Annotated in this window: 26 protein-coding genes; 9 read left to right on the top strand and 17 right to left on the bottom strand. The window is 59.1% G+C overall.

Annotated elements, in window-relative coordinates; translation table 11 throughout:
• Positions 1-15: 15 nt before the first annotated feature.
• Both infC and thrS read right to left on the bottom strand, forming a co-directional pair.
• Positions 16-567 (bottom strand): translation initiation factor IF-3, encoded by a 552-nt coding sequence (gene infC, locus BFP99_RS20455; protein ID WP_015884933.1) that lies wholly within the window; start codon positions 565-567, stop codon positions 16-18.
• Positions 567-2,489, bottom strand: coding sequence for a threonine--tRNA ligase (gene thrS, locus BFP99_RS20450; RefSeq protein WP_048719014.1), 1,923 nt, complete (start codon positions 2,487-2,489; stop codon positions 567-569). The genes infC and thrS overlap by 1 nt, the downstream gene beginning before the upstream one ends.
• A 367-nt stretch (positions 2,490-2,856) precedes the next feature.
• On the opposite strand from thrS, the gene BFP99_RS20445 reads away from it, so the two are divergent.
• Positions 2,857-3,171, top strand: coding sequence for a hypothetical protein (locus tag BFP99_RS20445; protein ID WP_027604109.1), 315 nt, complete (start codon positions 2,857-2,859; stop codon positions 3,169-3,171).
• A 289-nt stretch (positions 3,172-3,460) separates the two neighbouring features.
• Positions 3,461-3,673, top strand: a complete 213-nt coding sequence (locus tag BFP99_RS20440) for a cold-shock protein (RefSeq protein ID WP_003234260.1) — start codon at positions 3,461-3,463, stop codon at positions 3,671-3,673.
• 73 nt (positions 3,674-3,746) lie between these two features.
• Here BFP99_RS20440 and BFP99_RS20435 read toward each other — a convergent pair whose 3' ends face one another.
• Positions 3,747-4,067 carry an I78 family peptidase inhibitor gene (locus BFP99_RS20435; protein WP_027604108.1) on the bottom strand — a complete coding sequence of 107 codons (321 nt, stop codon included), beginning with the start codon at positions 4,065-4,067 and terminating at the stop codon, positions 3,747-3,749.
• A 142-nt stretch (positions 4,068-4,209) separates the two neighbouring features.
• Positions 4,210-4,515: a hypothetical protein gene (locus BFP99_RS20430; protein ID WP_065927262.1), complete on the bottom strand. Its 306-nt coding sequence runs from the start codon at positions 4,513-4,515 to the stop codon at positions 4,210-4,212.
• Between the two features lie 154 nt (positions 4,516-4,669).
• Here BFP99_RS20430 and BFP99_RS20425 point away from each other — a divergent pair, with 154 nt between their 5' ends.
• Positions 4,670-4,882, top strand: a complete 213-nt coding sequence (locus BFP99_RS20425) for a hypothetical protein (protein WP_065948017.1) — start codon at positions 4,670-4,672, stop codon at positions 4,880-4,882.
• Between the two features lie 26 nt (positions 4,883-4,908).
• Here BFP99_RS20425 and BFP99_RS20420 read toward each other — a convergent pair whose 3' ends face one another.
• Genes BFP99_RS20420 through BFP99_RS20390 form a run of 7 tightly spaced genes read right to left on the bottom strand, consistent with a single transcriptional unit; the run spans position 4,909 to position 11,876 of the window.
• Entirely contained in the window at positions 4,909-5,937 is a 1,029-nt protein-coding gene (locus BFP99_RS20420; RefSeq protein ID WP_065948016.1) for a nucleoside hydrolase, read from the bottom strand.
• Between the two features lie 26 nt (positions 5,938-5,963).
• Positions 5,964-6,368: a D-ribose pyranase gene (gene rbsD, locus BFP99_RS20415; protein ID WP_065927260.1), complete on the bottom strand. Its 405-nt coding sequence runs from the start codon at positions 6,366-6,368 to the stop codon at positions 5,964-5,966.
• The gene (rbsK, locus tag BFP99_RS20410; RefSeq protein ID WP_065927259.1) at positions 6,365-7,282 is read right to left on the bottom strand and encodes a ribokinase; all 918 of its coding nucleotides are present in this window, start codon (positions 7,280-7,282) and stop codon (positions 6,365-6,367) included. The genes rbsD and rbsK overlap by 4 nt, the downstream gene beginning before the upstream one ends.
• 23 nt (positions 7,283-7,305) lie before the next feature.
• Positions 7,306-8,328, bottom strand: coding sequence for a LacI family DNA-binding transcriptional regulator (locus BFP99_RS20405; protein ID WP_065927258.1), 1,023 nt, complete (start codon positions 8,326-8,328; stop codon positions 7,306-7,308).
• Positions 8,329-8,331: 3 nt separating this feature from the next.
• Positions 8,332-9,309: an ABC transporter permease gene (locus BFP99_RS20400; RefSeq protein ID WP_065948015.1), complete on the bottom strand. Its 978-nt coding sequence runs from the start codon at positions 9,307-9,309 to the stop codon at positions 8,332-8,334.
• Complete coding sequence (locus tag BFP99_RS20395; RefSeq protein ID WP_065948014.1) at positions 9,306-10,859, bottom strand: sugar ABC transporter ATP-binding protein; 1,554 nt, start codon at positions 10,857-10,859, stop codon at positions 9,306-9,308. Before BFP99_RS20395 ends, BFP99_RS20400 begins: the two co-directional genes overlap by 4 nt.
• Before the next feature lie 57 nt (positions 10,860-10,916).
• The gene (locus BFP99_RS20390; RefSeq protein WP_027604099.1) at positions 10,917-11,876 is read right to left on the bottom strand and encodes a sugar ABC transporter substrate-binding protein; all 960 of its coding nucleotides are present in this window, start codon (positions 11,874-11,876) and stop codon (positions 10,917-10,919) included.
• A 555-nt stretch (positions 11,877-12,431) separates the two neighbouring features.
• Here BFP99_RS20390 and BFP99_RS20385 point away from each other — a divergent pair.
• From BFP99_RS20385 to BFP99_RS20375, 3 genes are all read left to right on the top strand, one after another.
• Entirely contained in the window at positions 12,432-13,520 is a 1,089-nt protein-coding gene (locus BFP99_RS20385; protein WP_010209102.1) for an asparaginase, read from the top strand.
• A gap of 191 nt (positions 13,521-13,711) precedes the next feature.
• Entirely contained in the window at positions 13,712-13,963 is a 252-nt protein-coding gene (locus tag BFP99_RS20380) for a DUF1654 domain-containing protein (RefSeq protein WP_174562738.1), read from the top strand.
• A 4-nt stretch (positions 13,964-13,967) separates the two neighbouring features.
• Complete coding sequence (locus tag BFP99_RS20375; RefSeq protein ID WP_027604097.1) at positions 13,968-14,657, top strand: endonuclease; 690 nt, start codon at positions 13,968-13,970, stop codon at positions 14,655-14,657.
• A gap of 30 nt (positions 14,658-14,687) precedes the next feature.
• On the opposite strand, the gene BFP99_RS20370 is transcribed toward BFP99_RS20375, so the two are convergent.
• A complete protein-coding gene (locus BFP99_RS20370; RefSeq protein ID WP_065927254.1) occupies positions 14,688-15,053 on the bottom strand; it encodes a penicillin-binding protein activator LpoB in 366 nt (121 codons plus the stop codon).
• 262 nt (positions 15,054-15,315) lie between these two features.
• On the opposite strand from BFP99_RS20370, the gene csrA reads away from it, so the two are divergent.
• The 3 genes from csrA (at position 15,316) to BFP99_RS20355 (ending at position 16,366) form a co-directional block, all read left to right on the top strand.
• Positions 15,316-15,510, top strand: coding sequence for a carbon storage regulator CsrA (csrA, locus tag BFP99_RS20365; RefSeq protein ID WP_027604095.1), 195 nt, complete (start codon positions 15,316-15,318; stop codon positions 15,508-15,510).
• 212 nt (positions 15,511-15,722) lie between these two features.
• The gene (locus BFP99_RS20360; protein WP_027604094.1) at positions 15,723-15,968 is read left to right on the top strand and encodes a hypothetical protein; all 246 of its coding nucleotides are present in this window, start codon (positions 15,723-15,725) and stop codon (positions 15,966-15,968) included.
• A gap of 101 nt (positions 15,969-16,069) precedes the next feature.
• Positions 16,070-16,366 (top strand): hypothetical protein, encoded by a 297-nt coding sequence (locus BFP99_RS20355; RefSeq protein ID WP_027604093.1) that lies wholly within the window; start codon positions 16,070-16,072, stop codon positions 16,364-16,366.
• 19 nt (positions 16,367-16,385) lie between these two features.
• On the opposite strand, the gene BFP99_RS20350 is transcribed toward BFP99_RS20355, so the two are convergent.
• From BFP99_RS20350 to BFP99_RS20330, 5 genes are all read right to left on the bottom strand, one after another.
• Entirely contained in the window at positions 16,386-17,063 is a 678-nt protein-coding gene (locus BFP99_RS20350; RefSeq protein WP_065948013.1) for an HAD-IA family hydrolase, read from the bottom strand.
• Positions 17,064-17,196: 133 nt separating this feature from the next.
• On the bottom strand, positions 17,197-17,643 hold the full coding sequence (locus BFP99_RS20345; RefSeq protein ID WP_065927252.1) for an anti-virulence regulator CigR family protein: 447 nt from the start codon (positions 17,641-17,643) through the stop codon (positions 17,197-17,199).
• Positions 17,644-17,705: 62 nt separating this feature from the next.
• Positions 17,706-18,311 (bottom strand): pyroglutamyl-peptidase I, encoded by a 606-nt coding sequence (gene pcp / locus BFP99_RS20340; RefSeq protein WP_065927251.1) that lies wholly within the window; start codon positions 18,309-18,311, stop codon positions 17,706-17,708.
• Positions 18,312-18,318: 7 nt separating this feature from the next.
• Positions 18,319-19,269 carry a DUF979 domain-containing protein gene (locus BFP99_RS20335; protein ID WP_065948012.1) on the bottom strand — a complete coding sequence of 317 codons (951 nt, stop codon included), beginning with the start codon at positions 19,267-19,269 and terminating at the stop codon, positions 18,319-18,321.
• Positions 19,266-19,982, bottom strand: coding sequence for a DUF969 domain-containing protein (locus tag BFP99_RS20330; RefSeq protein ID WP_065927249.1), 717 nt, complete (start codon positions 19,980-19,982; stop codon positions 19,266-19,268). The genes BFP99_RS20335 and BFP99_RS20330 overlap by 4 nt, the downstream gene beginning before the upstream one ends.
• Positions 19,983-20,238: the final 256 nt, after the last annotated feature.

Here is a 20,238-nt window from a genome sequence, read left to right as displayed (position 1 = left end):
GCCGTGCCCTGTTGATTACTTCTTCTTTTTCGGGGCGATGACCATGATCAGCTGGCGTCCTTCCATCTTAGGATGCTGTTCGACCGAACCGTACTCGAGCAGGTCAGCTTCAACCCGCTTGAGGAGTTCCATCCCCAGCTCCTGGTGGGCCATCTCACGGCCGCGGAATCGCAAGGATACCTTGGCCCTGTCCCCATCACTCAGGAAACGTACCAGGTTGCGCAGTTTTACCTGGTAATCCCCTTCCTCCGTCCCTGGACGAAACTTGATTTCTTTTACTTGAATCTGCTTCTGGTTCTTCTTCGCCGCGGCAACCTGCTTCTTCTTTTCGAAGATCGACTTGCCGTAGTCCATCACCCGGCAAACGGGTGGGATTGCATCGGCGGAGATTTCCACCAGGTCCAACTTGGACTCTTCTGCAATACGAAGCGCTTCATCAATCGAGACGATGCCAATCTGCTCGCCGTCAGCGCCAATTAACCGAACCTCGCGTGCCGAGATATTCTCGTTGATCGGGGCTTTCGGTGCAGCTCGTTTATCTTGTCTCATTTCACGCTTAATAATAATTACTCCGAATCTGGGCGACCACGCCGGGAAACCGCTTGCGCGAGGAACTCAGCGAACTGGGCGACGGGCATCGAGCCCAGGTCAGCACCTTCACGAGTACGCACAGCGACAGTCTGCATCTCGACTTCCCGATCTCCGATAACCAAAAGATAGGGAACCTTGAGCAAAGTATGCTCGCGGATTTTAAAGCCGATCTTTTCATTTCTCAAGTCGGACTTGGCACGAAATCCGCTTTCGTTGAGAGTTTTTTCAACTTCAGCAGCAAAATCCGCCTGTTTATCAGTGATATTCATGATCACTGCCTGAGTCGGAGCCAGCCACGCAGGGAACGCACCCTCGTAGTGCTCGATCAGGATACCGACGAACCGTTCGAACGAGCCGAGGATCGCCCGGTGCAGCATAACCGGGTGTTTACGACTGTTATCTTCGGAGACGTATTCGGCTCCCAAACGGATCGGCAGGTTAAAATCGAGCTGCAAGGTACCACATTGCCAGACACGGCCAAGGCAATCTTTCAACGAGAACTCGATCTTCGGCCCGTAGAAGGCCCCCTCACCCGGCTGCAGATCGTACGCAAGGCCCGCACTGTCTAGCGCTGCGGCCAGGGCCGCTTCGGCGCGATCCCACAGTTCGTCGGAACCGACGCGTTTTTCCGGACGAGTGGACAGCTTCATCTCGACTTCGGTAAAGCCGAAATCACGATAAACGTCCATGGTCAGCTTGATGAACGCGGCGGATTCGGCCTGCATCTGCTCTTCGGTACAGAAGATGTGGGCGTCGTCCTGGGTGAAGCCGCGTACCCGCATGATGCCGTGCAACGCACCCGATGGCTCGTTACGGTGGCAGGCACCGAACTCGGCCAGGCGCATCGGCAACTCGCGATAGCTCTTCAGGCCTTGATTGAACACCTGCACGTGGCATGGGCAGTTCATCGGCTTGATGGCGTAGTCGCGGTTTTCCGACTGGGTGGTGAACATATTGTCGGCGTAGTTGGCCCAGTGCCCGGATTTCTCCCACAGGCTGCGATCAACGACCTGTGGGGTCTTGATCTCCAGGTAACCGTTGTCGCGCTGAACCTTGCGCATGTACTGCTCGAGCACCTGGTACAGGGTCCAGCCGTTCGGGTGCCAGAACACCATGCCCGGCGCTTCTTCCTGGAGGTGGAACAGGTTCAGGCGCTTGCCGATCTTGCGGTGGTCGCGTTTTTCGGCCTCCTCAATGCGCTGGATATAGGCGGCCAGCTGCTTCTTGTCAGCCCAGGCAGTGCCGTAGATGCGTTGCAGTTGCTCGTTCTTCGCGTCGCCGCGCCAGTAGGCACCGGACAGCTTGGTCAGCTTGAAGGACTTGAGGAAGCGCGTGTTCGGCACGTGGGGACCACGGCACATATCGACGTATTCTTCGTGGTAGTACAGGCCCATGGCCTGCTCGTCCGGCATGTCTTCCACCAGGCGCAGCTTGTAGTCTTCGCCACGCGCAGTGAACACGTCGATCACTTCGGCGCGCGGAGTGACTTTCTTGATGACGTCGTAATCTTTTTCGATCAGGGCGTGCATGCGCTGTTCGATAGCGGCCAGATCGTCCGGGGTGAAAGGACGCTCGTAGGCGATATCGTAATAAAAGCCTTCGTCGATGACCGGGCCGATCACCATCTTCGCAGTCGGATACAGCTGCTTGACCGCATGGCCAATCAAGTGCGCGCAGGAGTGGCGAATGATCTCCAGCCCCTCTTGATCCTTGGGCGTGATGATTTGCAGGCTGGCATCGGAGGTGATCAGGTCGCTGGCGTCAACCAGCTTGCCATCGACCTTGCCGGCCACGGTGGCCTTGGCCAGGCCAGCACCAATGGATGCGGCGACCTCGGCTACGGAAACCGAATGATCGAATGAGCGTTGACTGCCGTCGGGAAGAGTAATAGTTGGCATGGCGCCTCCTCTCCTAGTGGTGACCCCTACCAAAGGTCACGTGGGTTGGGATGAGCCAGTACAAGATCCAACACCAGGCCGTTCAGTGATGAACGCCTGCCTTACAGCGGCAGGAGCCTTTCGGCCAACCGATAATCGAACCACAGTGACTGGAGTGAGCTGAAAAGAAACATGGCAAGGCGGCAAATGGCGCGCCCGGAATTAGCCAGGCCGAAGATGCTAGCACAGATGAACGGTCATCGCGCCGGCAGTATCCGCTGCAAAGACAAATTCCAGCCTTTATAGCTGCAAAAGTGAACTTGAGCTGTACGCCACACCTCAAACCCACTGAGAATCGCCGTTCGTCCTCGAATCAAAGGAGCATCCCATGATGCGTTTTACCTCGACCCTCGCTTTCGCCGCTACCCTGAGCCTCCTTTCCCTCGGCGCGCAGGCTGCCGCTCCATCCAATTGGCCAGCCGGTGCCCGTGACAGTTTCGTCAGCGACTGCAGCGCGGCCGCCAGCCAGAACGTAGACGTCAAGACTGCCAAGGCCCACTGCGAATGTGGCGCCGACAAGATCAACGCCGAATTGAGCACTGCGGAAATCAAAGAGCTCATGACTAACCAGAACGCCAGCCCGGAGCTTAAAAACAAGGCAGTCGCGGCTATTTCGTCCTGCAAAGTCGTGAAGAAAAAGTAAGATCGGGCCTTGATCAGACGGCCGTTTTGGCAGGAAAACAGCCTGAAAACTGCCATTTCGCACAAATTACGCAGCTTTTACGGCTTTTTTTACCAGCTGATATTTCGCGCCGAAGCCCCGTAGATCGGGGCTTTCAGCCGACACAAGTAGCAAACGCAACGCTATTGATTAGCAAACAATGCCTTGGGGGGGCTCCCAAGCCGAACATTTCGACTATGATAGCCCAGTGTGCCCAGTTGGCCTGAGCAGCACAGCACTACTGAAAATATATGTTTCTTGGAGATACACCATGTCTAATCGCCAAACCGGCACCGTTAAATGGTTCAACGATGAAAAAGGCTTCGGCTTCATCACTCCTCAAGGTGGCGGTGACGACCTGTTCGTACACTTCAAAGCTATCGAAAGCGACGGTTTCAAAAGCCTGAAAGAAGGCCAAACCGTTTCCTTCGTGGCTGAGAAAGGCCAAAAGGGTATGCAAGCTGCACAGGTTCGCGGCGAGTAATTCTCCGCTGAGCTAAAAAAACCCCGTCCATGTGACGGGGTTTTTTATGGGCGTTGCAAAAGCCTGGAAACGATCAGCCGCAATTAACGCGTGTGATCACCAGGTTGTCATCGGTGTTCAGGTTCAGGCGGTCGGAGCGGTATTCCAGCGTGATCATATCGTTGGGCTTGAGGATCCGCGCGTTCTGTGCGCCAGCACGGGTACGGGCCTGCTCCAGCAACTGCGGCGAGGCTTTCTGGCCAATGCTGAATTCGGCGGCCTTCGACTCACAGCGGCTATGACCGGCATCGGTCACGGCGGCGTCTTTGGCTGGCTCAGAGGCACCCGGGGTGCTGCAACCCGCCAACGCGAGTGCTGCCAACAAAGTACCGAATGATGCGAGCTTCCAAGGCATGAAGCCTCCTATTGAAAAATGAACAGAGATCGTGCGACAGCGGTCTGGCTGATAGGTTTCAAAACGTAAACCGCCGATAGGTAAGTCTGCCCGACTATCAGCAGGCATTCGCCCGATCAATCGTGACCAAATATGAGCGCAATCAGTAGACGTCGATGTAATCAAACGGCGGCTTCGGCCAGTTCTGCTTCAGCGCATTGAAAATCTGTGTAACCCAGACCTCGTCGCTGGCCGCGACATTGCCGACATAACCGGAACCCTTGGCCCAGGTCTCCAGGCGGAACAGCAGGCCATCGATGTCAGTGCCTCCCACCACCCCAGAAGATATGTAGGCAATTCCGGCCCTGGTTACACGCAACTGGGTATGCTCGTCATCACTGGCACTGGCGATCAGTTGACGCACGGCGGCCAGTGTCAGGTTCTCGGGGTTATTCAAATCGATCTGCACGCGGGGTCCCCCGGCAATTAAACAGGAGGACAGTGTCGCACAGCACCTGCTTCATGCCTAAGTAGCAGTGCCAAACCCCGCGCAAAATGATTAACTGCGCCGGTTAGAGCCGCGTTCCAGCGCATTGCCCAGCATTTCAATCCGTGAGACTTCCATGACCACCGTAACGCTCCAAGCCGACATCAAAGCCAAATGGCCCCAAGGACAAAGTTCCTACAGCCCAGGAAGCCCGGAGGAACTGGCAATCATCGGTATCGACCTGCTGGTCAAGGAACTCGGCACCCAGGCGGCACAGGCGTTCATCGGCCAGGTATTCGAAAAATACCCGGCCGATCACATGGGGGCACCAGACCCCCAGCGCGAATAAGAACCGGCTGGCGAACGTCGACCGGGTTACTTCAAGCGTGCCAGGCGCTCGGTGAGCAGATCGAAGAAGCCCTGGGCGTCGCCGTTCTCAACCCAGAACACATTTTTTGTCTGCTTCAGGCCGTCGTACCAATCAACGATGGTCTGGCCGAAGGTCGGGCCTTCGCGGCTGTCCACCACCATATTGGCCTGACGCCCTGTGAACAAGGACGGCTTGAGCAGATAGGCGATGACAGTGGCATCATGTACCGGGCCGCCCGGGATGCCGTAGTGTTCCATATCGCCCTTGACGTATTCATTGAGAATATCGCCGACGACCTTGCTCGCGTTGTTGTTGATGTCGGCGATCTTCTTCAGGCGCACCTCGCTGGTCAGCACCTTGTGGGTCACGTCCAGCGGCAGGTAGGTCAGCTTGACGCCACTCTTGAGCACAATCTCGGCTGCAATCGGATCGGCGAACAGGTTGAACTCGGCAACCGGGGTGATATTGCCGCCGTTGAAGTGCGCGCCCCCCATCACTACCACTTCCTTGATGCCTTGGGTGATTTCCGGGTCCTGGGTCAAGGCCAGCGCCAGGTTGGTCTGCGGACCGAGCATGGCAATGGTGATGCTGTGAGGCTTGGCCGCACGCAGGGTCTTGATCAGGTAATCAACGGCGCTGCCTTCGGCCAGGCCCTTTTTAGGCTCATGGACGGTGACGCCGGAAATACCTTCTTTGCCATGGATGTTCTCGGCATAGATCGGTGTGCGCAACAGCGGCTTGGGTGCGCCGGCGTACACCGGGATTTCTTCACGCCCGGCCCACTCGCGGGCCAGGCGCGCGTTACGCGAGGTCTTGTCCAGGCGCACGTTGCCGGCGACGGTGGTCAGTGCACGAATGTTCAATTCCTCCGGGGAAGCCATGGCGAAGAGCAAGGCCACCACGTCGTCGGCACCTGGGTCGGTGTCGATGATCAAGTCGATTTTTTCCGCCGCTTGGGCGCTGGCAGCAGTGAGTGCGGACAAAAGCAGGACACTCCGAAACAGGTTTTTCAGGGTTGGCAGACCACGTTGCATAAAACACTCCTTGTCGTTGGGAAACTCTAGAAGGTTACGCCGGAGACCAGCGCGATATTGCAGTAAGGCTGGCACTCGCCGGTACGCACGACAGCGCGCGCGCTACGGCTCAGTTGCTTGAATTGTTCATGGCTGAGCAGACGTCGCTCGCCGAGGGCGGCCTGTTCAGCCAAAGCGTTCAGCTCCGTCAGCGCGGGTGGCTGCTTGAGCAGGATTTCTTCCGCCAGCACGTGGCTTTCCACCTGCATTTCACTGAGCACGATACGCAAGGTGCTGATGAAGTCGGGAATGCCCTGGGTCAGCGCCAGGTCGATCAACTCGACCCCGGGCGGCACTGGCAGGCCGGCGTCGCCGATCACCAGGATGTCACCATGGCCCAGGGATGCGATCAACCGCGACAAGGCGATATTGAGCAGAGGCGTCTTTTTCATAAAAGCACAAAACCTTGAACGTCATGCAGCGTAGGAATGGAGGGTTGCGCACCAGCACGGGTGACTGACAAGGCTGCCGCGACCTGGCCGAAACGGATGGCCTCGGCTTCACTTTTGCCACTGGCCAGTGCTGCGGCAAAACCACCGACAAAGGTATCGCCGGCAGCGGTGGTATCCACCGCCTTGACCTTGGGCGCCACCAGGTGCTCAAAGCCCTGGCCATCGGCAAACAACGCACCTTGGGCACCCAGGGTAATAATGACTTTGCCAGCTCCCGCCTGGATCAACCGTGTCGCCGCGACCTTGGCACTGTCGAGGGAGTCGACTGTCACGCCGCTCAGTGCGCTGGCTTCGCTTTCGTTGGGAATCAGGTAGTCGACCGAGGCGTACCAGTCGGCGGGCAACGGGCCGCTGGCCGGCGCCGGGTTGAGGATCACGGTCTTGCCCAGTTCACGACCGCGCTTGAGGGTGTAGCCCACGGTATCCATCGGCACTTCCAGCTGGCAGATAATCACATCGGCAGCCTGCAGCACCGCATCGGACGCCTGCAGTGAGGCGGGTGTCAGCTCGCCGTTGCTGCCGGCAACGATCACAATCGCGTTCTGGCTGCTGTCGTCCACCACAATCAAGGCCACGCCACTGGAACCGTCCACGGTGCTCACCGCCTGGCAATCGATACCTTCCACCAGCAAGGCGCCACGCAGTTCAGTGCCATAGGCATCGCTACCGACACAGCCGATCATTGCCACATCCGCACCCAGTCGCGCCGAGGCCACGGCCTGGTTGGCGCCCTTGCCGCCAGGCACCGTGGAAAACGTCTGGCCGACCAGGGTCTCACCGGCACGGGGCAGCCGACTCGCGCGGGTGACCAGGTCCATGTTCAAGCTGCCTATTACCACTACTTTTGCTGGCATACATCAGTACTCATCAATTCGGTTCAGCGGTATTGGGCGAACACACCGGCGACGGGCGCCGTCGATTCACGCAACACGATGCTCGGCGTCACGATGCGTTGATCGATCGGCAGTTGGGGGGTTGCAATTCGTCGCAGTAAAAGTTCGGCCGCGGTCTCGCCCAGTTGCAGGATCGACTGCCCGACCGTGGTCAGCGCCGGGTACACGTAGCGGCCCATTTGAATGTCATCGAAACCGATCACCGACAGTTCACCGGGCACGCGGATATTGCGCTCCGCCGCCGCGCGCAACACGCCGAAGCCGATCATGTCGTTGCTGGCAAAAATCGCGCTGGGCGGGTTCTGCGCCAGCAATTGCACGGCAGCAGCATAACCGCCGGTGCTGGTGAAGTCGCTTTCCTGGATGCGATCGGCCACCACCGCCACACCGGCTTCATGGAGCGCACGCTGGTAACCCGCCAGGCGCATTTGCGCGACGCGGGTGTGGGCCGGGCCGCCGATGCAGGCGATGTCCCGATGCCCCAGCTCAAGCAAGTGCCGGGTCGCCAGGTAGGCGCCCTCCTCGTGGTCGATGCGTACCAGGTCGACATCGATGCCATCCAGAGCCCGGTCGACAATCACCATGGGCGTGCGCACGGCGCTCAAGCCTGCGGCGAGGCCGCTGTCATCACCGCCTACCGAAGTCACGATCAAGCCATCGACGCGCTTCTCCAGCAAAACCCGCAAATAGCTGCGTTGTTTTTCCGCGTTGTCGTCGGAGTTGCAGAGAATCACGCAGTAGCCGTTACGCTCACAATAATCCTCGATGCCCCGGGCCAGCTCGGCAAAATACGGGTTGAGGCTGTTGGGCACCAGCAATCCGATGGTGGCCGTGGTCTTGGCCTTGAGCGAACGCGCGACGGCACTGGGCACGTAGTCGAGCTGTTTGATCGCCGCTTCAACCTTGATCCGTACCGGCTCGCTCACCGGGCGCGTCTTGTTCACCACATGGGACACGGTGGTGTAGGAAATACCTGCAATCGCGGCCACATCCTTGATCGTTGCCATGGTTCAGCCTCGCCGACTGGCACGACGGCTGCGATAAGTATCCAGAACCACGGCGATCACGATCACGGCACCGGTGATGATGCGCTTGGTGGGCTCCGTGGCACCGATCTGCGCCAGGCCGGCGGCCAATACCGAAATAATCAACACACCGAAGAAGGTACTGATCACCGAACCACGCCCGCCCATCAGGCTGGTGCCGCCGATCACCACTGCGGCGATCACTTGCAGCTCGAGGCCGGCACCGGCATTCGGGTCTGCCGCTTCCAGGCGCGAAATCTGGAACAGCGCCGCCACACCGGCCAGCAGGCCCATAAGACTGAACACCAGAATCTTGTACGGCTTGGGATTGATCCCGGCCAGGCGTACGGCTTCTTCGTTGGTGCCGATACCGATCAGGTAACGACCGAATACGGTGCGGGTCAATACCAGCTGGGCGGCAATGATCACCAGCAAAGCGATGATAAACGACGGCGAAATGCCGAAGGCGACCGGGTTGGACAGCCAGGCAAACGAATCGCCGATATAGGCCGTGCGCGAGCCGGTCATCTGGTACGCGACGCCACGGGCCATTTCCAACACGCCGAGGGACACGATAAACGATGGAATGCGCCAGGCCACCGTGATCGAGCCGGTAATAGTGCCGGCCAACGCGGCGCAGCCCATGCCGAGCAAGGCAGCCGGCAAGACACTCCAGCCCCACCCGAGAATCGCCACGCTGACCGCCGATGCCGCCAACGCCAATACCGAGCCCACCGACAGGTCGATACCGCCGATGATCAGGATGAAGGTCATGCCCACCGCCAGCACCATCAGGTCAGGAATCTGGTTGGCCAGGGTGCTGAACGTGTCATAGGACAGGAAGTGATCACTGAGCACCGAAAACAGCGCGATCATCACCAGCAATGCACCGGCCAGCCCCAGGTAGGTGCCCAGGCCGTAGAAGTTGCCGCCGGTTTTACCGGGGGAAGTTGTTAGTTTCATGGGGTATCCCTAAGCACTGCGTCGTTGAGCAGCGCATCACGTTTCTGATAGCCGGCAAAGGCGGCGGCGAGCAATTCGTCCTGGGTCCAGCTGTCGCGCTCGAAGGTCTCCATCAAGCGCCCGGCGGACAGCACGCCGATGCGGTCGCAGATCAGCATGAGTTCACGCAGGTCGCTGGACACCACCACCAGCGCCTTGCCCTGGCGAGTCAATTCACCCAGCAAGGCATAAATATCGAACTTGGCACCGACATCAATGCCACGGGTGGGCTCGTCGAACAACATCACCGAGCAGTCGCGCTCCAGCCAGCGGCCGATCACCACTTTCTGCTGGTTGCCACCGGACAGTTCGGACACCAATTGCGCCGGGCTGGAACTGCGGATCCGCATGGCATCGATCTGGCGCTTGGCCAAGGCAGTTTCATCGCGGCTATTGACCAGGCCGCCAGCGGAAATTTCCGGCATGTTGCCCAGTGCGATATTCGCACTGATCGACTGGGTCAGCAGCAGCCCTTCGCCCTTGCGGTCCTCGGTGATCAGGGCAATGCCATGACCCACGGCATCCACCGGCGAGCGAATATTCACCACCTGGGCCGGCGAACCCAATGCCACAGTGCCGCTGTCGGCCAGGTCGGCACCGAAGATAAGCCGCAGTAACTCTGTACGACCGGCGCCGATCAGGCCGGAGATGCCATATATCTCACCGGCACGCACTTCAAAGGATACGTCGCGGACTTTGTCCGAGCGGGTCAGGCCCTTCACGGTCAGGGCTGGGCCGCCGATGTTGCGCGGCCCCAGGTCGATGTGTTCTCCCAGCTCCCGGCCCACCATCAAGGTGACCAGTTGTTCGCTGTTGTAATTGGCCATCGGCTCGACGCAGACCAGCTTGCCGTCGCGCAATACCGCAATGCGCTGGGCGACACGGGCCAGTTCTTCGAGCCGGTGCGAAATATAAATGATCGCCACGCCCCGGGCCTGCAGGCGGGTGATTTGCTCAAACAGCATCTCGACTTCGCGGGCCGTGAGCATCGCGGTGGGCTCGTCGAGGATCAGCACATGGCAGTCGCCGATCAGGTTGCGGGCGATCTCGACCATCTGTTGATGGCCGATGCCGAGGCTGCCGACCAGGGTGTCCGGGTCGATGGCGTCCAGGCCGACCTGGGCCATGGCCTCGATCGCGGCTTTGCGCAATTGCTTGCGGCTGATCCAGCCACAGTGGCTGGGCAGGTTATCCAGAAACAGGTTTTCGGCCACGGTCAGCGTCGGCAGCAGATTGAGTTCCTGCATGACCATGCGCACGCCCAACGCTTCAGCCTGGGTACGGCTGGCCGGACGGTAATCCTGCCCCTGGAATTGCATGTGCCCGGTGGTCGGGGTGACCAGCCCGCCGACGATCTTCGACAAGGTACTCTTGCCCGCGCCGTTTTCACCGGTCAGCGCCAGTACTTCACCACGGTTAAGCGTGAGGGTAATGTCGGCCAGAACCGGTTGGGCATAGGTCTTACCGATACCGCTGACCGAGAGGACAGCGTTCGGAGCGGAAGATGACATAGGAAAATCTCCAGGCGTCCGCCCAGGACGGGCGGACGCTGTTGGGTGCTGCCAGGATTACTTCTTGAGGACGAGTTCGACCGGGGTTTCGATCATGCCATCCTTGGCATCGACTTTCTCACCCTTGACCAGCTTGAGGGCGTTCTGGATACCGAACACCGCTTGCTGCGCAGCCGCCTGGTCGGCGGTCGCCAGCACACGACCGTCCTGCAGCATCGGCTTGATGGCGTCGATGTTGTCGTAACCCACCACCAGCACCTTACCGGCCTTGCCTGCAGCACGTACGGCGGAGACTGCGCCCAGGGCCATGTTGTCGTTACCGGCCAGCAGCGCCTTGAGGTCCGGGTGTTCGCTCAGCATGGCCGAGGCCACTTTCTGGCCCTGGTCAATTTCCCAGTTGCCGGATTGGGTGGAAACGATCTTCATACCGGCAGCGTCCATCGCATCCTTGAAGCCCGCGGTGCGCTGCTGGGCGTTGGTGGTGGTCGGTACGCCTTCGATAATGCCGACCTTGTCGCCGGCAGCCAGTTGCTTGGCCAGGTAGTCGCCCACCAGTTTGGCGCCTTTGCGGTTGTCGGGGCCGACGAAGGGAATATCGAGGTTTTTGCTTTTCAGCACGTCCGGGTCCAGGCGGTTATCGATGTTGACGATCTTGATCCCGGCTTTAGAGGCATCCTCCAGCACTTTTACCAGTGCCTTGGAGTCAGCAGGCGCGATAACGATGGCATTGACCTTGGCCAGGATCATCTGCTTGACGATACCGATTTGCGCGCTGGTATCGGTTTCGTCCTTGATGCCGTTGGTGATCATGTCGAAATCGGCGGCGTGGTCTTTCTGATACGCCTTGGCACCGTCCTGCATGGTCACGAAAAATTCGTTGGCGAGGGATTTCATCACCAGGCCGACCTTGGGTTTGGCGGCAGCGTCATCAGCGAATGCAGGGGAGAAAGGTAAGGCGGCGGATGCGGCAGCAAGCACAGCGACAGCAAGAAGACGTCCAGCGAATGGCAGCTTCATGGGTTCACTCCGATCTTATGATTATTGTGAGCAACGCGTGCACCGAAGTGTGCTTCGGCGGCCCTCCCACCCGGGTGGCTGATACGAGCTGACAGGAGACTCTAATCAAGGGTCTCATGAAACATCTCGCAAACGTTTGCGTTAGCCAAACTATGAGAACCTTGTCGAGATTTGTCAACGGTAGAACATGGCCTTTCATGCAAGACCTCCAGCCCCGGCTCTCCCGTCCTGCGAAGGCCGCTCTTAAACATCTGCCACGTTCGGTCGTTCTCTGAAACGACAGGTTTTGGCGCGGCACTCAGGATTCTTTCGTCATAACTTTCGGACAACCGAACGCCACACCTCAGGTTGTTCGGAAAGCCGGACATCCAGCAAGCAAAACCTCATCGCTCAATCACTAAAAATTTATATATATCAACAAGTTAATTTATATGCTCGAATATATTCGGCATGGTACAGATCCTGCTCCTACACAGCGCCTGGAGGCATTCAGCAATGCCCAGGTGTTCTAGATGAACCTGCTACAGCACTCATCAAAAACCAGAGAGAAAAATAATGAAATCTGCATTGAAGAACTTTGTTCCGGGGGCGTTGGCCCTTCTGCTGCTATTCCCCGTTGCCGCCCAGGCAAAGGAGGTTGAATCCAAGACCAAACTGTCCAACGTGGTGATCCTCGCCACCGGCGGCACCATTGCCGGCGCCGGCGCCAGCGCCGCCAACAGTGCGACGTACCAGGCTGCCAAAGTCGGTATCGAGCAATTGATCGCCGGTGTTCCTGAGCTTAGCCAGATCGCCAATGTGCGTGGCGAGCAAGTGATGCAAATTGCGTCCGAAAGCATCAACAACGAGAACCTGCTGCAACTGGGTCGCCGCGTCGCCGAACTGGCCGACAGCAAGGACGTGGACGGCATCGTGATCACCCACGGTACCGACACCCTGGAAGAGACCGCCTACTTCTTGAACCTGGTGGAAAAAACCGACAAGCCTATCGTGGTGGTCGGCTCCATGCGCCCAGGCACCGCCATGTCGGCCGACGGCATGCTCAACCTGTACAACGCCGTCGCCGTGGCCGGCAGCAAGGATGCACGCGGCAAAGGCGTACTGGTGACCATGAACGACGAGATCCAATCGGGTCGCGACGTCAGCAAGATGATCAATATCAAGACCGAAGCCTTCAAGAGCCCATGGGGCCCGCTGGGCATGGTCGTTGAAGGCAAGTCCTACTGGTTCCGCCTGCCGGCCAAGCGTCACACCATGGACTCGGAGTTCGACATCAAGAACATCAAGAGCCTGCCCGATGTTGAAATCGCCTACGGCTACGGCAACGTGAGCGACACCGCCTACAAGGCACTGGCCCAGGCTGGCGCCAAAGCCATCATCCACGCCGGCACCGGCAATGGTTCGGTGTCGTCCAAAGTGGTTCCTGCGCTGGTGGAATTGCGCAAACAAGGTGTGCAAATCATCCGTTCTTCCCACGTAAATGCCGGGGGCATGGTGCTGCGTAATGCCGAACAGCCGGACGACAAATACGACTGGGTCGCCGCCCTCGACCTGAACCCGCAGAAAGCGCGGATTCTGGCAATGGTCGCCCTGACCAAGACCCAGGACAGCAAAGAACTGCAACGGATGTTCTGGGAATATTGATTCCTGCTGACATCTCTGTAGGGGCGGGTTTACCCGCCTCTACCTCCTGCGTAAATCCCGCAACCAACACCTCCCCGCCTTACATCAACTCGCCTAAATTGCCGTCAGACGAACTTATTGAATTTTAAGCAGTTGCGAAATTGCCTACAGTTAAATACTGTATGCACGTACAGCTTATTAAGGAACACTCCGTGGCAAAGTCCTCTTCCGCAGCCCTAACCCCACCTGATGCCTACGAACGCCTGGCCATTCGTGTGCAAAAGATCATCAACTCCACCAACGCCCAAAAAGCCAAGGCAGCCTTGATCTTCCGCTTGCCGGACGAGCCAGAAGACGAGTGGCAGCGCTTGCTGGAGGAAATCGCGGAGAACGACAACGTCACCCTCGCCTATCGGGATGACGGCGGCGTGCAGATTTTCTGGGTTGTGCCGAAGGAAGATTGATTCAATGAGTGCCCGTTTTATTGCAGTGTGCTGCCTGCTTTTTGCTGTCACTGCCCATGCCCAGGCGCCCCGAACCTTCAGCGAAGCCAAAAAGGTCGCCTGGAAGCTGTACGCGCCACAATCCACCGAGTTCTATTGCGGCTGCAAATACACCGGCAACCGCGTTGACCTGAAAGCCTGCGGCTACATCCCACGCAAAAACGCCAACCGTGCTGCGCGCATCGAGTGGGAGCACATTGTTCCGGCCTGGCAGATCGGACATCAGCGCCAGTGCTGGCAGGACGGTGGACGCAAGAACTGCACCCGCCATGACGACGTATTCAAGCGTGCCGAAGCGGATCTGCACAACCTGGTGCCGAGCATCGGCGAGGTCAATGGAGATCGAAGTAACTTCAGTTTTGGCTGGCTGCCGGTGCAAAGCGGGCAGTACGGTTCGTGCCTGACCCAGGTGGATTTCAAGGCCAAGAAGGTCATGCCGCGCCCGTCCATTCGCGGGATGATCGCACGCACGTATTTCTACATGAGCAAGCAGTACGGCTTGCGCCTGTCGAAACAGGATCGCCAGTTGTACGAAGCCTGGAACAAGACCTATCCGGTACAAGCCTGGGAGCGCCAGCGGAACCAAACGGTGGCGTGCGTGATGGGGCGCGGCAATGAGTTTGTCGGCCCGGTTAACCTGAAAGCCTGCGGTTGAACAGGGGCGGCAATGCCGCCCAATCAGCGGTTACTGCGCGGCCTTGTGCTCGATGATCTCGGACACCGTGTCGGTTTTCTTGGCCCGCGCCATCTTCTCGTTGAGCAGCGTCTGCTTGGCCTCGGCCTCGGCCCTGGTTGCAAATGGCCCCAGCAGCACTTCGTCCTTGCCGTCGACCTTCACGATGTAAAAACTGAACCCGTGTTCGAGCAACCAGGCGGTCAGGTCGGTGATTGCCTGCAGCTTGTGGTCCGGCGGGCCTACTCGCAGGTCCCATTCCTGGGCAGCAATCGCGCCGGTTTGTGGCTGGCTTTCGGTTACGGCAGGCTTGGCCTTGGGGGCATCGACGCTTTTGCCTTCACCGCAACCGGCCAATGCCAACACCGCAATTGCCATCGCTACTTTACGCACTGCCCTGCTCCTTCAACGGATAAAGAGGCGACTTTATCATTCACTGTCTATTCTGGCCGTCATAAACGTTGGCTTAAACAATGCGAATGATGTATCCCAGACCTGTATGATGCCGCCATGGGAATTAATGTCGCCTCTATGCGTCCTAAAAGAGGCAGTCACAGGGACGCGCTTAGCAGTAAGCTACACACATACGACACCTGCCCTGTCTGAACATGTGTCCTTAAAAGTAATCAAGGAGAAGTCCATGCTTATACTCACCCGCAAAGTCGGTGAAAGCATAAACATCGGTGATGACATTACGATCACCATCCTGGGCGTCAGCGGCCAGCAAGTACGAATCGGCATCAACGCACCCAAGGATGTTGCCGTGCATCGCGAGGAGATTTACCAGCGCATCCAGGCCGGTCTGTCCGCTCCGGACAAAAACCAGACGCCTTGAAGCGCCCTCAGTAGCCAGCCCTTTCGTTCACTGTAACGGCTGGCGAAAACCTCTTTGGTCTGCTTTTGTCTCTGTTGCGCGAAGCGCTTTTTGCCGCATGCCCATCCATGCATCAAGATGAAACTATCTTCACGCCTGGAACTTATTACACCCTTTGCAACCGAATCCTCTGACTGATGTCCCGCCATCCGTGTGCACTTAGGAGCACGTCGATGCTGCCAGGCAATGCCCAGCCATTTTTCTCCAGATCCTGGATGATCGCCCTACTGACGGGGCTGGTCTTTGTCGGCTTGGAATATGGCCTGAAGCTTGAAATAGAGGGCGCCGAAGCGCCCCGTTCGCGGCTGGACCTGGTACTCCTGCTGTGTGGCTACCTGTTCATGTTCTGCCTCAAGCCCATCCAGATGGCCGTGCAGCGCAAGTTGTGCCAACGCATCGTGCGCAAAACCGTACGCTGACGCCCACCCCCGATTCGCTTTCAGATCGCTGGTATTTACAGCCTCGCAGCAGGACCTATCCTTGGGTGTGTTTGCACAGTCAGTAGAAGGTGCCGGTACAGATGGACACGCTCACTAAAACCCAAATCGAATCTGAATTGGCAGCCCGCCTGCCCAGCTACACGGTCACCTGTACTCTGCACGCCGACGGCACCCTCTCGGCCGTGCTCAGCGGTCCGGAGACCGACCACTTCGCGATCACCGGAATCGTGCGCGCGCATTATCGCGGTGCCGAAGCGATTGCCCGGCTCGCCAACGAGATTCTCAGGGAGATGGTGCTGTCACGCCAAGGCATGCGCAGTGATCGAATGCAGGCGTCGCCTGATCCAGCCACCCGCGAAACAGGCCGAGTCCGGTAGCCGGCTCGGCCTTGCTGCGTCAGCCCGTCGCGCGCGCCAAGTACAGCAAGCCATCAGCGCTGCGTTGCACCTGCAGCTGTTCATACCCATCGATCGAAGGATGCTCCGTCGCCATGGGCTTGAGGTGCGTCGAGGTCACGACCATCACATCCGCGCCAGCCGCCTCCCCTGCACGGATCCCCACCGTCGCATCCTCAAACACCAGGCAATCCTGCGTCGACACCCCCAGGCGCTGCGCACCGAGCACATAACAGGCAGGGTTCGGCTTGCCGATAGCCACGTCTTCAGCCGTGACCAGCACCGCTGGCGGTGTAATACCTGCCGCTTGCAGTCGACGCAACGCCAGTTCCCTGGGTGCAGAGGTGACCAGCGCCCACTGATCGCCGGGCAAGCGGTTCAGAAACTCGACGGCACCGGCAATCGCAACGACACCTTGCACATCATTGATTTCAGCCTCGGTAATCCACTGCGCTTCAACCTCCGGGTCGACGCCGGGCAAGGCCTGGCGCGTGATGGTGTCGATCGCCCGGGCGCCATGGATCGTGGCCAGGAACGTCGCCACCTCCAGCCCATGGCGTTCAGCCCAGATGCTCCATACCCGCTCGGCGGCGGCAATCGAATTGAGCAGAGTCCCATCCATATCGAACAGAAAGGCGCGGTAAGGGCGGGTAAATACGGCTGAACCTCGGATGGACACTGCGGGGTTTCCTCGTGAGCTGAAACGAATAATCGACGCAATGCAATCTACGGATCACCTGGCGGCTTGTAAACGCCAACGACGCCGGCAATAACACGGCGGCGTCGAGCGCCATGCGGGCGACACCGCCAGCTCAATCGAGGGCGCCATTGAGGACTTCGTAGATGATGCCCGTCGCGATGGCCACCAGTATCAAGTCGGTGCCCGCCTGCTGCCACTCGTACCCATCGTAATGGGGCAAGCGGCCCAACAAACGCCCGTCCAGTTTCTTGGCAATGCCCGGCGGCAGCGGCTTGCCGCGGGCCAGGTTCTTCTGGATGCCAGGCGGCAAGGCGGGCCCCGGGCTCCAGTAGTCGCGATAACCGCCCAACACATTCAGCACGCTGCCACGGTCTACACTGGGGCCGCGACTGCCTGCTGCACCCTTGCCCTTGGGCTTGTCATGCCCCTGTCCGCCGTGACCATTGCCTTTATCGTTGCCTTGCCCCTTGCCATTGCCTGGATCAGCCAGGGCCATACCGCCAGCGGCAAACAACACAAGCGAAAGCGCAACAGACACGAATTTCGGGCACTTGATCATGGCGATTATCCAACACAGGAATGTAGCTGAACTGTAGTCGAGGTTATCGCACCCGTGGGACGTCAACTCACCTGACCGCCCACTTCCAGCACATCCACCGGGGTATTCCACGCCGTCGACACCGCGGTGCGCAGCCCATCGACCAGGCCCGCTCCCAGCTGGTTCGGCACGTGGATAAAACCACTGCGTACACCGGTGCCCGCGAGTTCGTGCTGCAAGCGGTAGAACACCTGGTTGCACACGAATGTGCCCGCCGTCTGCGATACCGACACCGCAATCCCTGCCTCGCGCACCGCCCTGGCCATGGCCTTGATCGGCAGCGTCGAAAAGTACGCCGCCGGGCCGCCGACCACCACCGCCGTGTCGATGGGTTGCTCCCCCAGATTATCGGGGATGCGTGCATCGTTGACGTTGATCGCCACCCGCTCGATGGATATTTCGCTGCGCCCGGGGGCCAACCCAGTGGCGATGACCATCGCCGGACGCAGTTCACTGATCAGTTGGAGCAGGCATTCACCCGCCGTGGCAAACGCACAGGGCAATCGGCGCGCAACAATGCGCACATCATCGTCGAGTTGCACGCCATCCAACTGGCGCACCGCTTCCCAGGAAGGATTCACCAGGTCTTGATCAAAGGGCTCGAACCCCGTCAGCAATACAGTTCGCATCGTCGCCTCACATCAACACATAAAGCAGGACAATATTGACCACCAGCATCATCAACGCGGTCGGCAGTTGCGCCTTGATCACCGCGTTCTTGTCCGGCAACTCCAGCAACGCCGCCGGCACGATATTGAAGTTGGCCGCCATCGGCGTCATCAGCGTACCGCAGTAGCCGGAGAACATACCGATGGCGGCCATCACCGCCGGGTTACCGCCGTAGATACCCACCAGCACCGGCACGCCGACGCCCCCGGTCATCACCGGGAACGCCGCGAAGCCATTGCCCATGATCACCGTAAACAGCGCCATGCCCAACACGTACACCATGACCGCCACCAACTTGAAATCCAGGTTGATGTAGGTGGTGGTGACATGGGCGACAGCCGTGCCGACACCGGCTTCATTGAACAGCAGGCCAAGCATCGCCAGCATCTGCGGCAGCACCATGGCCCAGCCCAGGGCCTCGGTGAGTCGCCGGGATTCGCGCAAGGCTTGCACCGGGGTATCACGGGTCAGCCAGCACGCCAGGCCGAGGGCGATCAGGCAGCCGATGCCGAGGGACACGAAGGTGGTGTTTTTCGGATCCAGCAGCGGTACCCCGCCAATCTGGGTGTGCTTGAGCAAGACCGAACCGATCACGGTGGTCAGGGGGATCGCCAGCGCCGGGATAAACAGCTTGTGCCCGAGGCGGCCGGCACTGGCGCGCGAAGCCTTGTCATGCAACTCAGCATGGGTGCCACGGCCGACGCCGCCCAGGCCGGCGATCAGCGCCATCACCACCACTCCCGCACCGACCACCACCGAGGGCAGGCGCTCCCCCACCAGGAACGGGATGGCGAACAGCAGCCAGAACAGTGCGCTGGACCAGCGCTTGGGATGGGTTCGATCCAACAGGATCATGCCGGCGGTGATCAGCAGCAGGACCCCGGCGAGCCAGTACAGGTATTGGATAGAGATGATCATAGCGCGGCCTCCACAGGGGTCGCGGCGGTCGTCATCTCGCGGGTCAGTCTTCGGTCAAACCGATGAAGTCGGAGCGCGTGAATGATAAAGGCGCAAATCGCCGTAGGAATACCCCACACCGCAATGTGCAGCGGCTCCACATCAATCCCCGAACCGAGCAGGAAGGTATGCATCAACGCAATCGCACCAAAGGCGACGAAGATGTCCTCACCAAAAAACAGGCCGACGTTATCGGTGGCGGCGCACATGGCCAACACCTTGTGACGCAGTTTGTCCGGCAGTTTGCCGTAGCGCTTTTCCGCCGCGCCTTCGGCCATCGGGGCCAGTAGCGGGCGCACCATCTGCGGGTGCCCGCCGAGGCTGGTCAAGCCCATGGCTGCAGTGGATTCGCGTACAAACAGATAGATGATCAGCAGGCGTCCGACCGTGGCGCGCTCAAACCGCGCAATCCAGTTCTGCGCGTGCAGGCGCAAGCCGTGGCGCTCCAGCAAACCGATGACGGCGAGGGGCAACAACAGGATCAATTGCAGGGCGCGAGTCTGTAGGAAACCATCCCCCATAGTGGCGAGGATTTTCTCCAGCGGGAAGTGGGCAGCGAGCCCGGTGGCGATAGCTGCGGCGGTGACCACCAACAGCGGATTGAAACGCAAAACAAAGCCAACCACGATCACAAGTACGCCGATCAACGGCCATAAGTTCACAACAGTTTGCATGGCGGAGAGGTCCTTAAGTGCGCGCTGCGGCGCCATTACAGCAGGATGTGAACAAAGGGTTCACAGCAGGAAGTGGCGTGCAGTCGGCTCGGTTTTTTATTGTTGGCCCGTCAGGGCGAGCGTCAGTGGCGGCAACTGTGCTGCCTGGGAGCGGGAGGTGTCCAACAAGAAAAATTGTTGCTGCAAACCAATAAATTTTGTGGGTAATTGAGTAGTCCACAAGTAACAAGACGTGGACAAACCATGAAGGATTCGC

The organism is Pseudomonas sp. 1 R 17, assembly GCF_900067035.1.
Taxonomy (GTDB): domain Bacteria; phylum Pseudomonadota; class Gammaproteobacteria; order Pseudomonadales; family Pseudomonadaceae; genus Aquipseudomonas; species Aquipseudomonas marginalis.
Note: the sequence above shows the minus strand (reverse complement) of the source record. Positions and strands in the feature narration are given on the sequence as shown.

Bases quoted from the DNA above. Each gene is read 5' to 3' on its own strand.
- thrS (WP_048719014.1), bottom strand. From the start codon at position 2,489: ATGCCAACTATTACTCTTCCCGACGGCAGTCAACGCTCATTCGATCAT.
- BFP99_RS20445 (WP_027604109.1), top strand. From the start codon at position 2,857: ATGATGCGTTTTACCTCGACCCTCGCTTTCGCCGCTACCCTGAGCCTC.
- BFP99_RS20440 (WP_003234260.1), top strand. From the start codon at position 3,461: ATGTCTAATCGCCAAACCGGCACCGTTAAATGGTTCAACGATGAAAAA.
- BFP99_RS20435 (WP_027604108.1), bottom strand. From the start codon at position 4,067: ATGCCTTGGAAGCTCGCATCATTCGGTACTTTGTTGGCAGCACTCGCG.
- BFP99_RS20425 (WP_065948017.1), top strand. From the start codon at position 4,670: ATGACCACCGTAACGCTCCAAGCCGACATCAAAGCCAAATGGCCCCAA.
- BFP99_RS20420 (WP_065948016.1), bottom strand. From the start codon at position 5,937: ATGCAACGTGGTCTGCCAACCCTGAAAAACCTGTTTCGGAGTGTCCTG.
- rbsD (WP_065927260.1), bottom strand. From the start codon at position 6,368: ATGAAAAAGACGCCTCTGCTCAATATCGCCTTGTCGCGGTTGATCGCA.
- rbsK (WP_065927259.1), bottom strand. From the start codon at position 7,282: ATGCCAGCAAAAGTAGTGGTAATAGGCAGCTTGAACATGGACCTGGTC.
- BFP99_RS20405 (WP_065927258.1), bottom strand. From the start codon at position 8,328: ATGGCAACGATCAAGGATGTGGCCGCGATTGCAGGTATTTCCTACACC.
- BFP99_RS20400 (WP_065948015.1), bottom strand. From the start codon at position 9,309: ATGAAACTAACAACTTCCCCCGGTAAAACCGGCGGCAACTTCTACGGC.
- BFP99_RS20395 (WP_065948014.1), bottom strand. From the start codon at position 10,859: ATGTCATCTTCCGCTCCGAACGCTGTCCTCTCGGTCAGCGGTATCGGT.
- BFP99_RS20390 (WP_027604099.1), bottom strand. From the start codon at position 11,876: ATGAAGCTGCCATTCGCTGGACGTCTTCTTGCTGTCGCTGTGCTTGCT.
- BFP99_RS20385 (WP_010209102.1), top strand. From the start codon at position 12,432: ATGAAATCTGCATTGAAGAACTTTGTTCCGGGGGCGTTGGCCCTTCTG.
- BFP99_RS20375 (WP_027604097.1), top strand. From the start codon at position 13,968: ATGAGTGCCCGTTTTATTGCAGTGTGCTGCCTGCTTTTTGCTGTCACT.
- BFP99_RS20370 (WP_065927254.1), bottom strand. From the start codon at position 15,053: ATGGCAATTGCGGTGTTGGCATTGGCCGGTTGCGGTGAAGGCAAAAGC.
- csrA (WP_027604095.1), top strand. From the start codon at position 15,316: ATGCTTATACTCACCCGCAAAGTCGGTGAAAGCATAAACATCGGTGAT.
- BFP99_RS20360 (WP_027604094.1), top strand. From the start codon at position 15,723: ATGCTGCCAGGCAATGCCCAGCCATTTTTCTCCAGATCCTGGATGATC.
- BFP99_RS20355 (WP_027604093.1), top strand. From the start codon at position 16,070: ATGGACACGCTCACTAAAACCCAAATCGAATCTGAATTGGCAGCCCGC.
- BFP99_RS20345 (WP_065927252.1), bottom strand. From the start codon at position 17,643: ATGATCAAGTGCCCGAAATTCGTGTCTGTTGCGCTTTCGCTTGTGTTG.
- pcp (WP_065927251.1), bottom strand. From the start codon at position 18,311: ATGCGAACTGTATTGCTGACGGGGTTCGAGCCCTTTGATCAAGACCTG.
- BFP99_RS20335 (WP_065948012.1), bottom strand. From the start codon at position 19,269: ATGATCATCTCTATCCAATACCTGTACTGGCTCGCCGGGGTCCTGCTG.
- BFP99_RS20330 (WP_065927249.1), bottom strand. From the start codon at position 19,982: ATGCAAACTGTTGTGAACTTATGGCCGTTGATCGGCGTACTTGTGATC.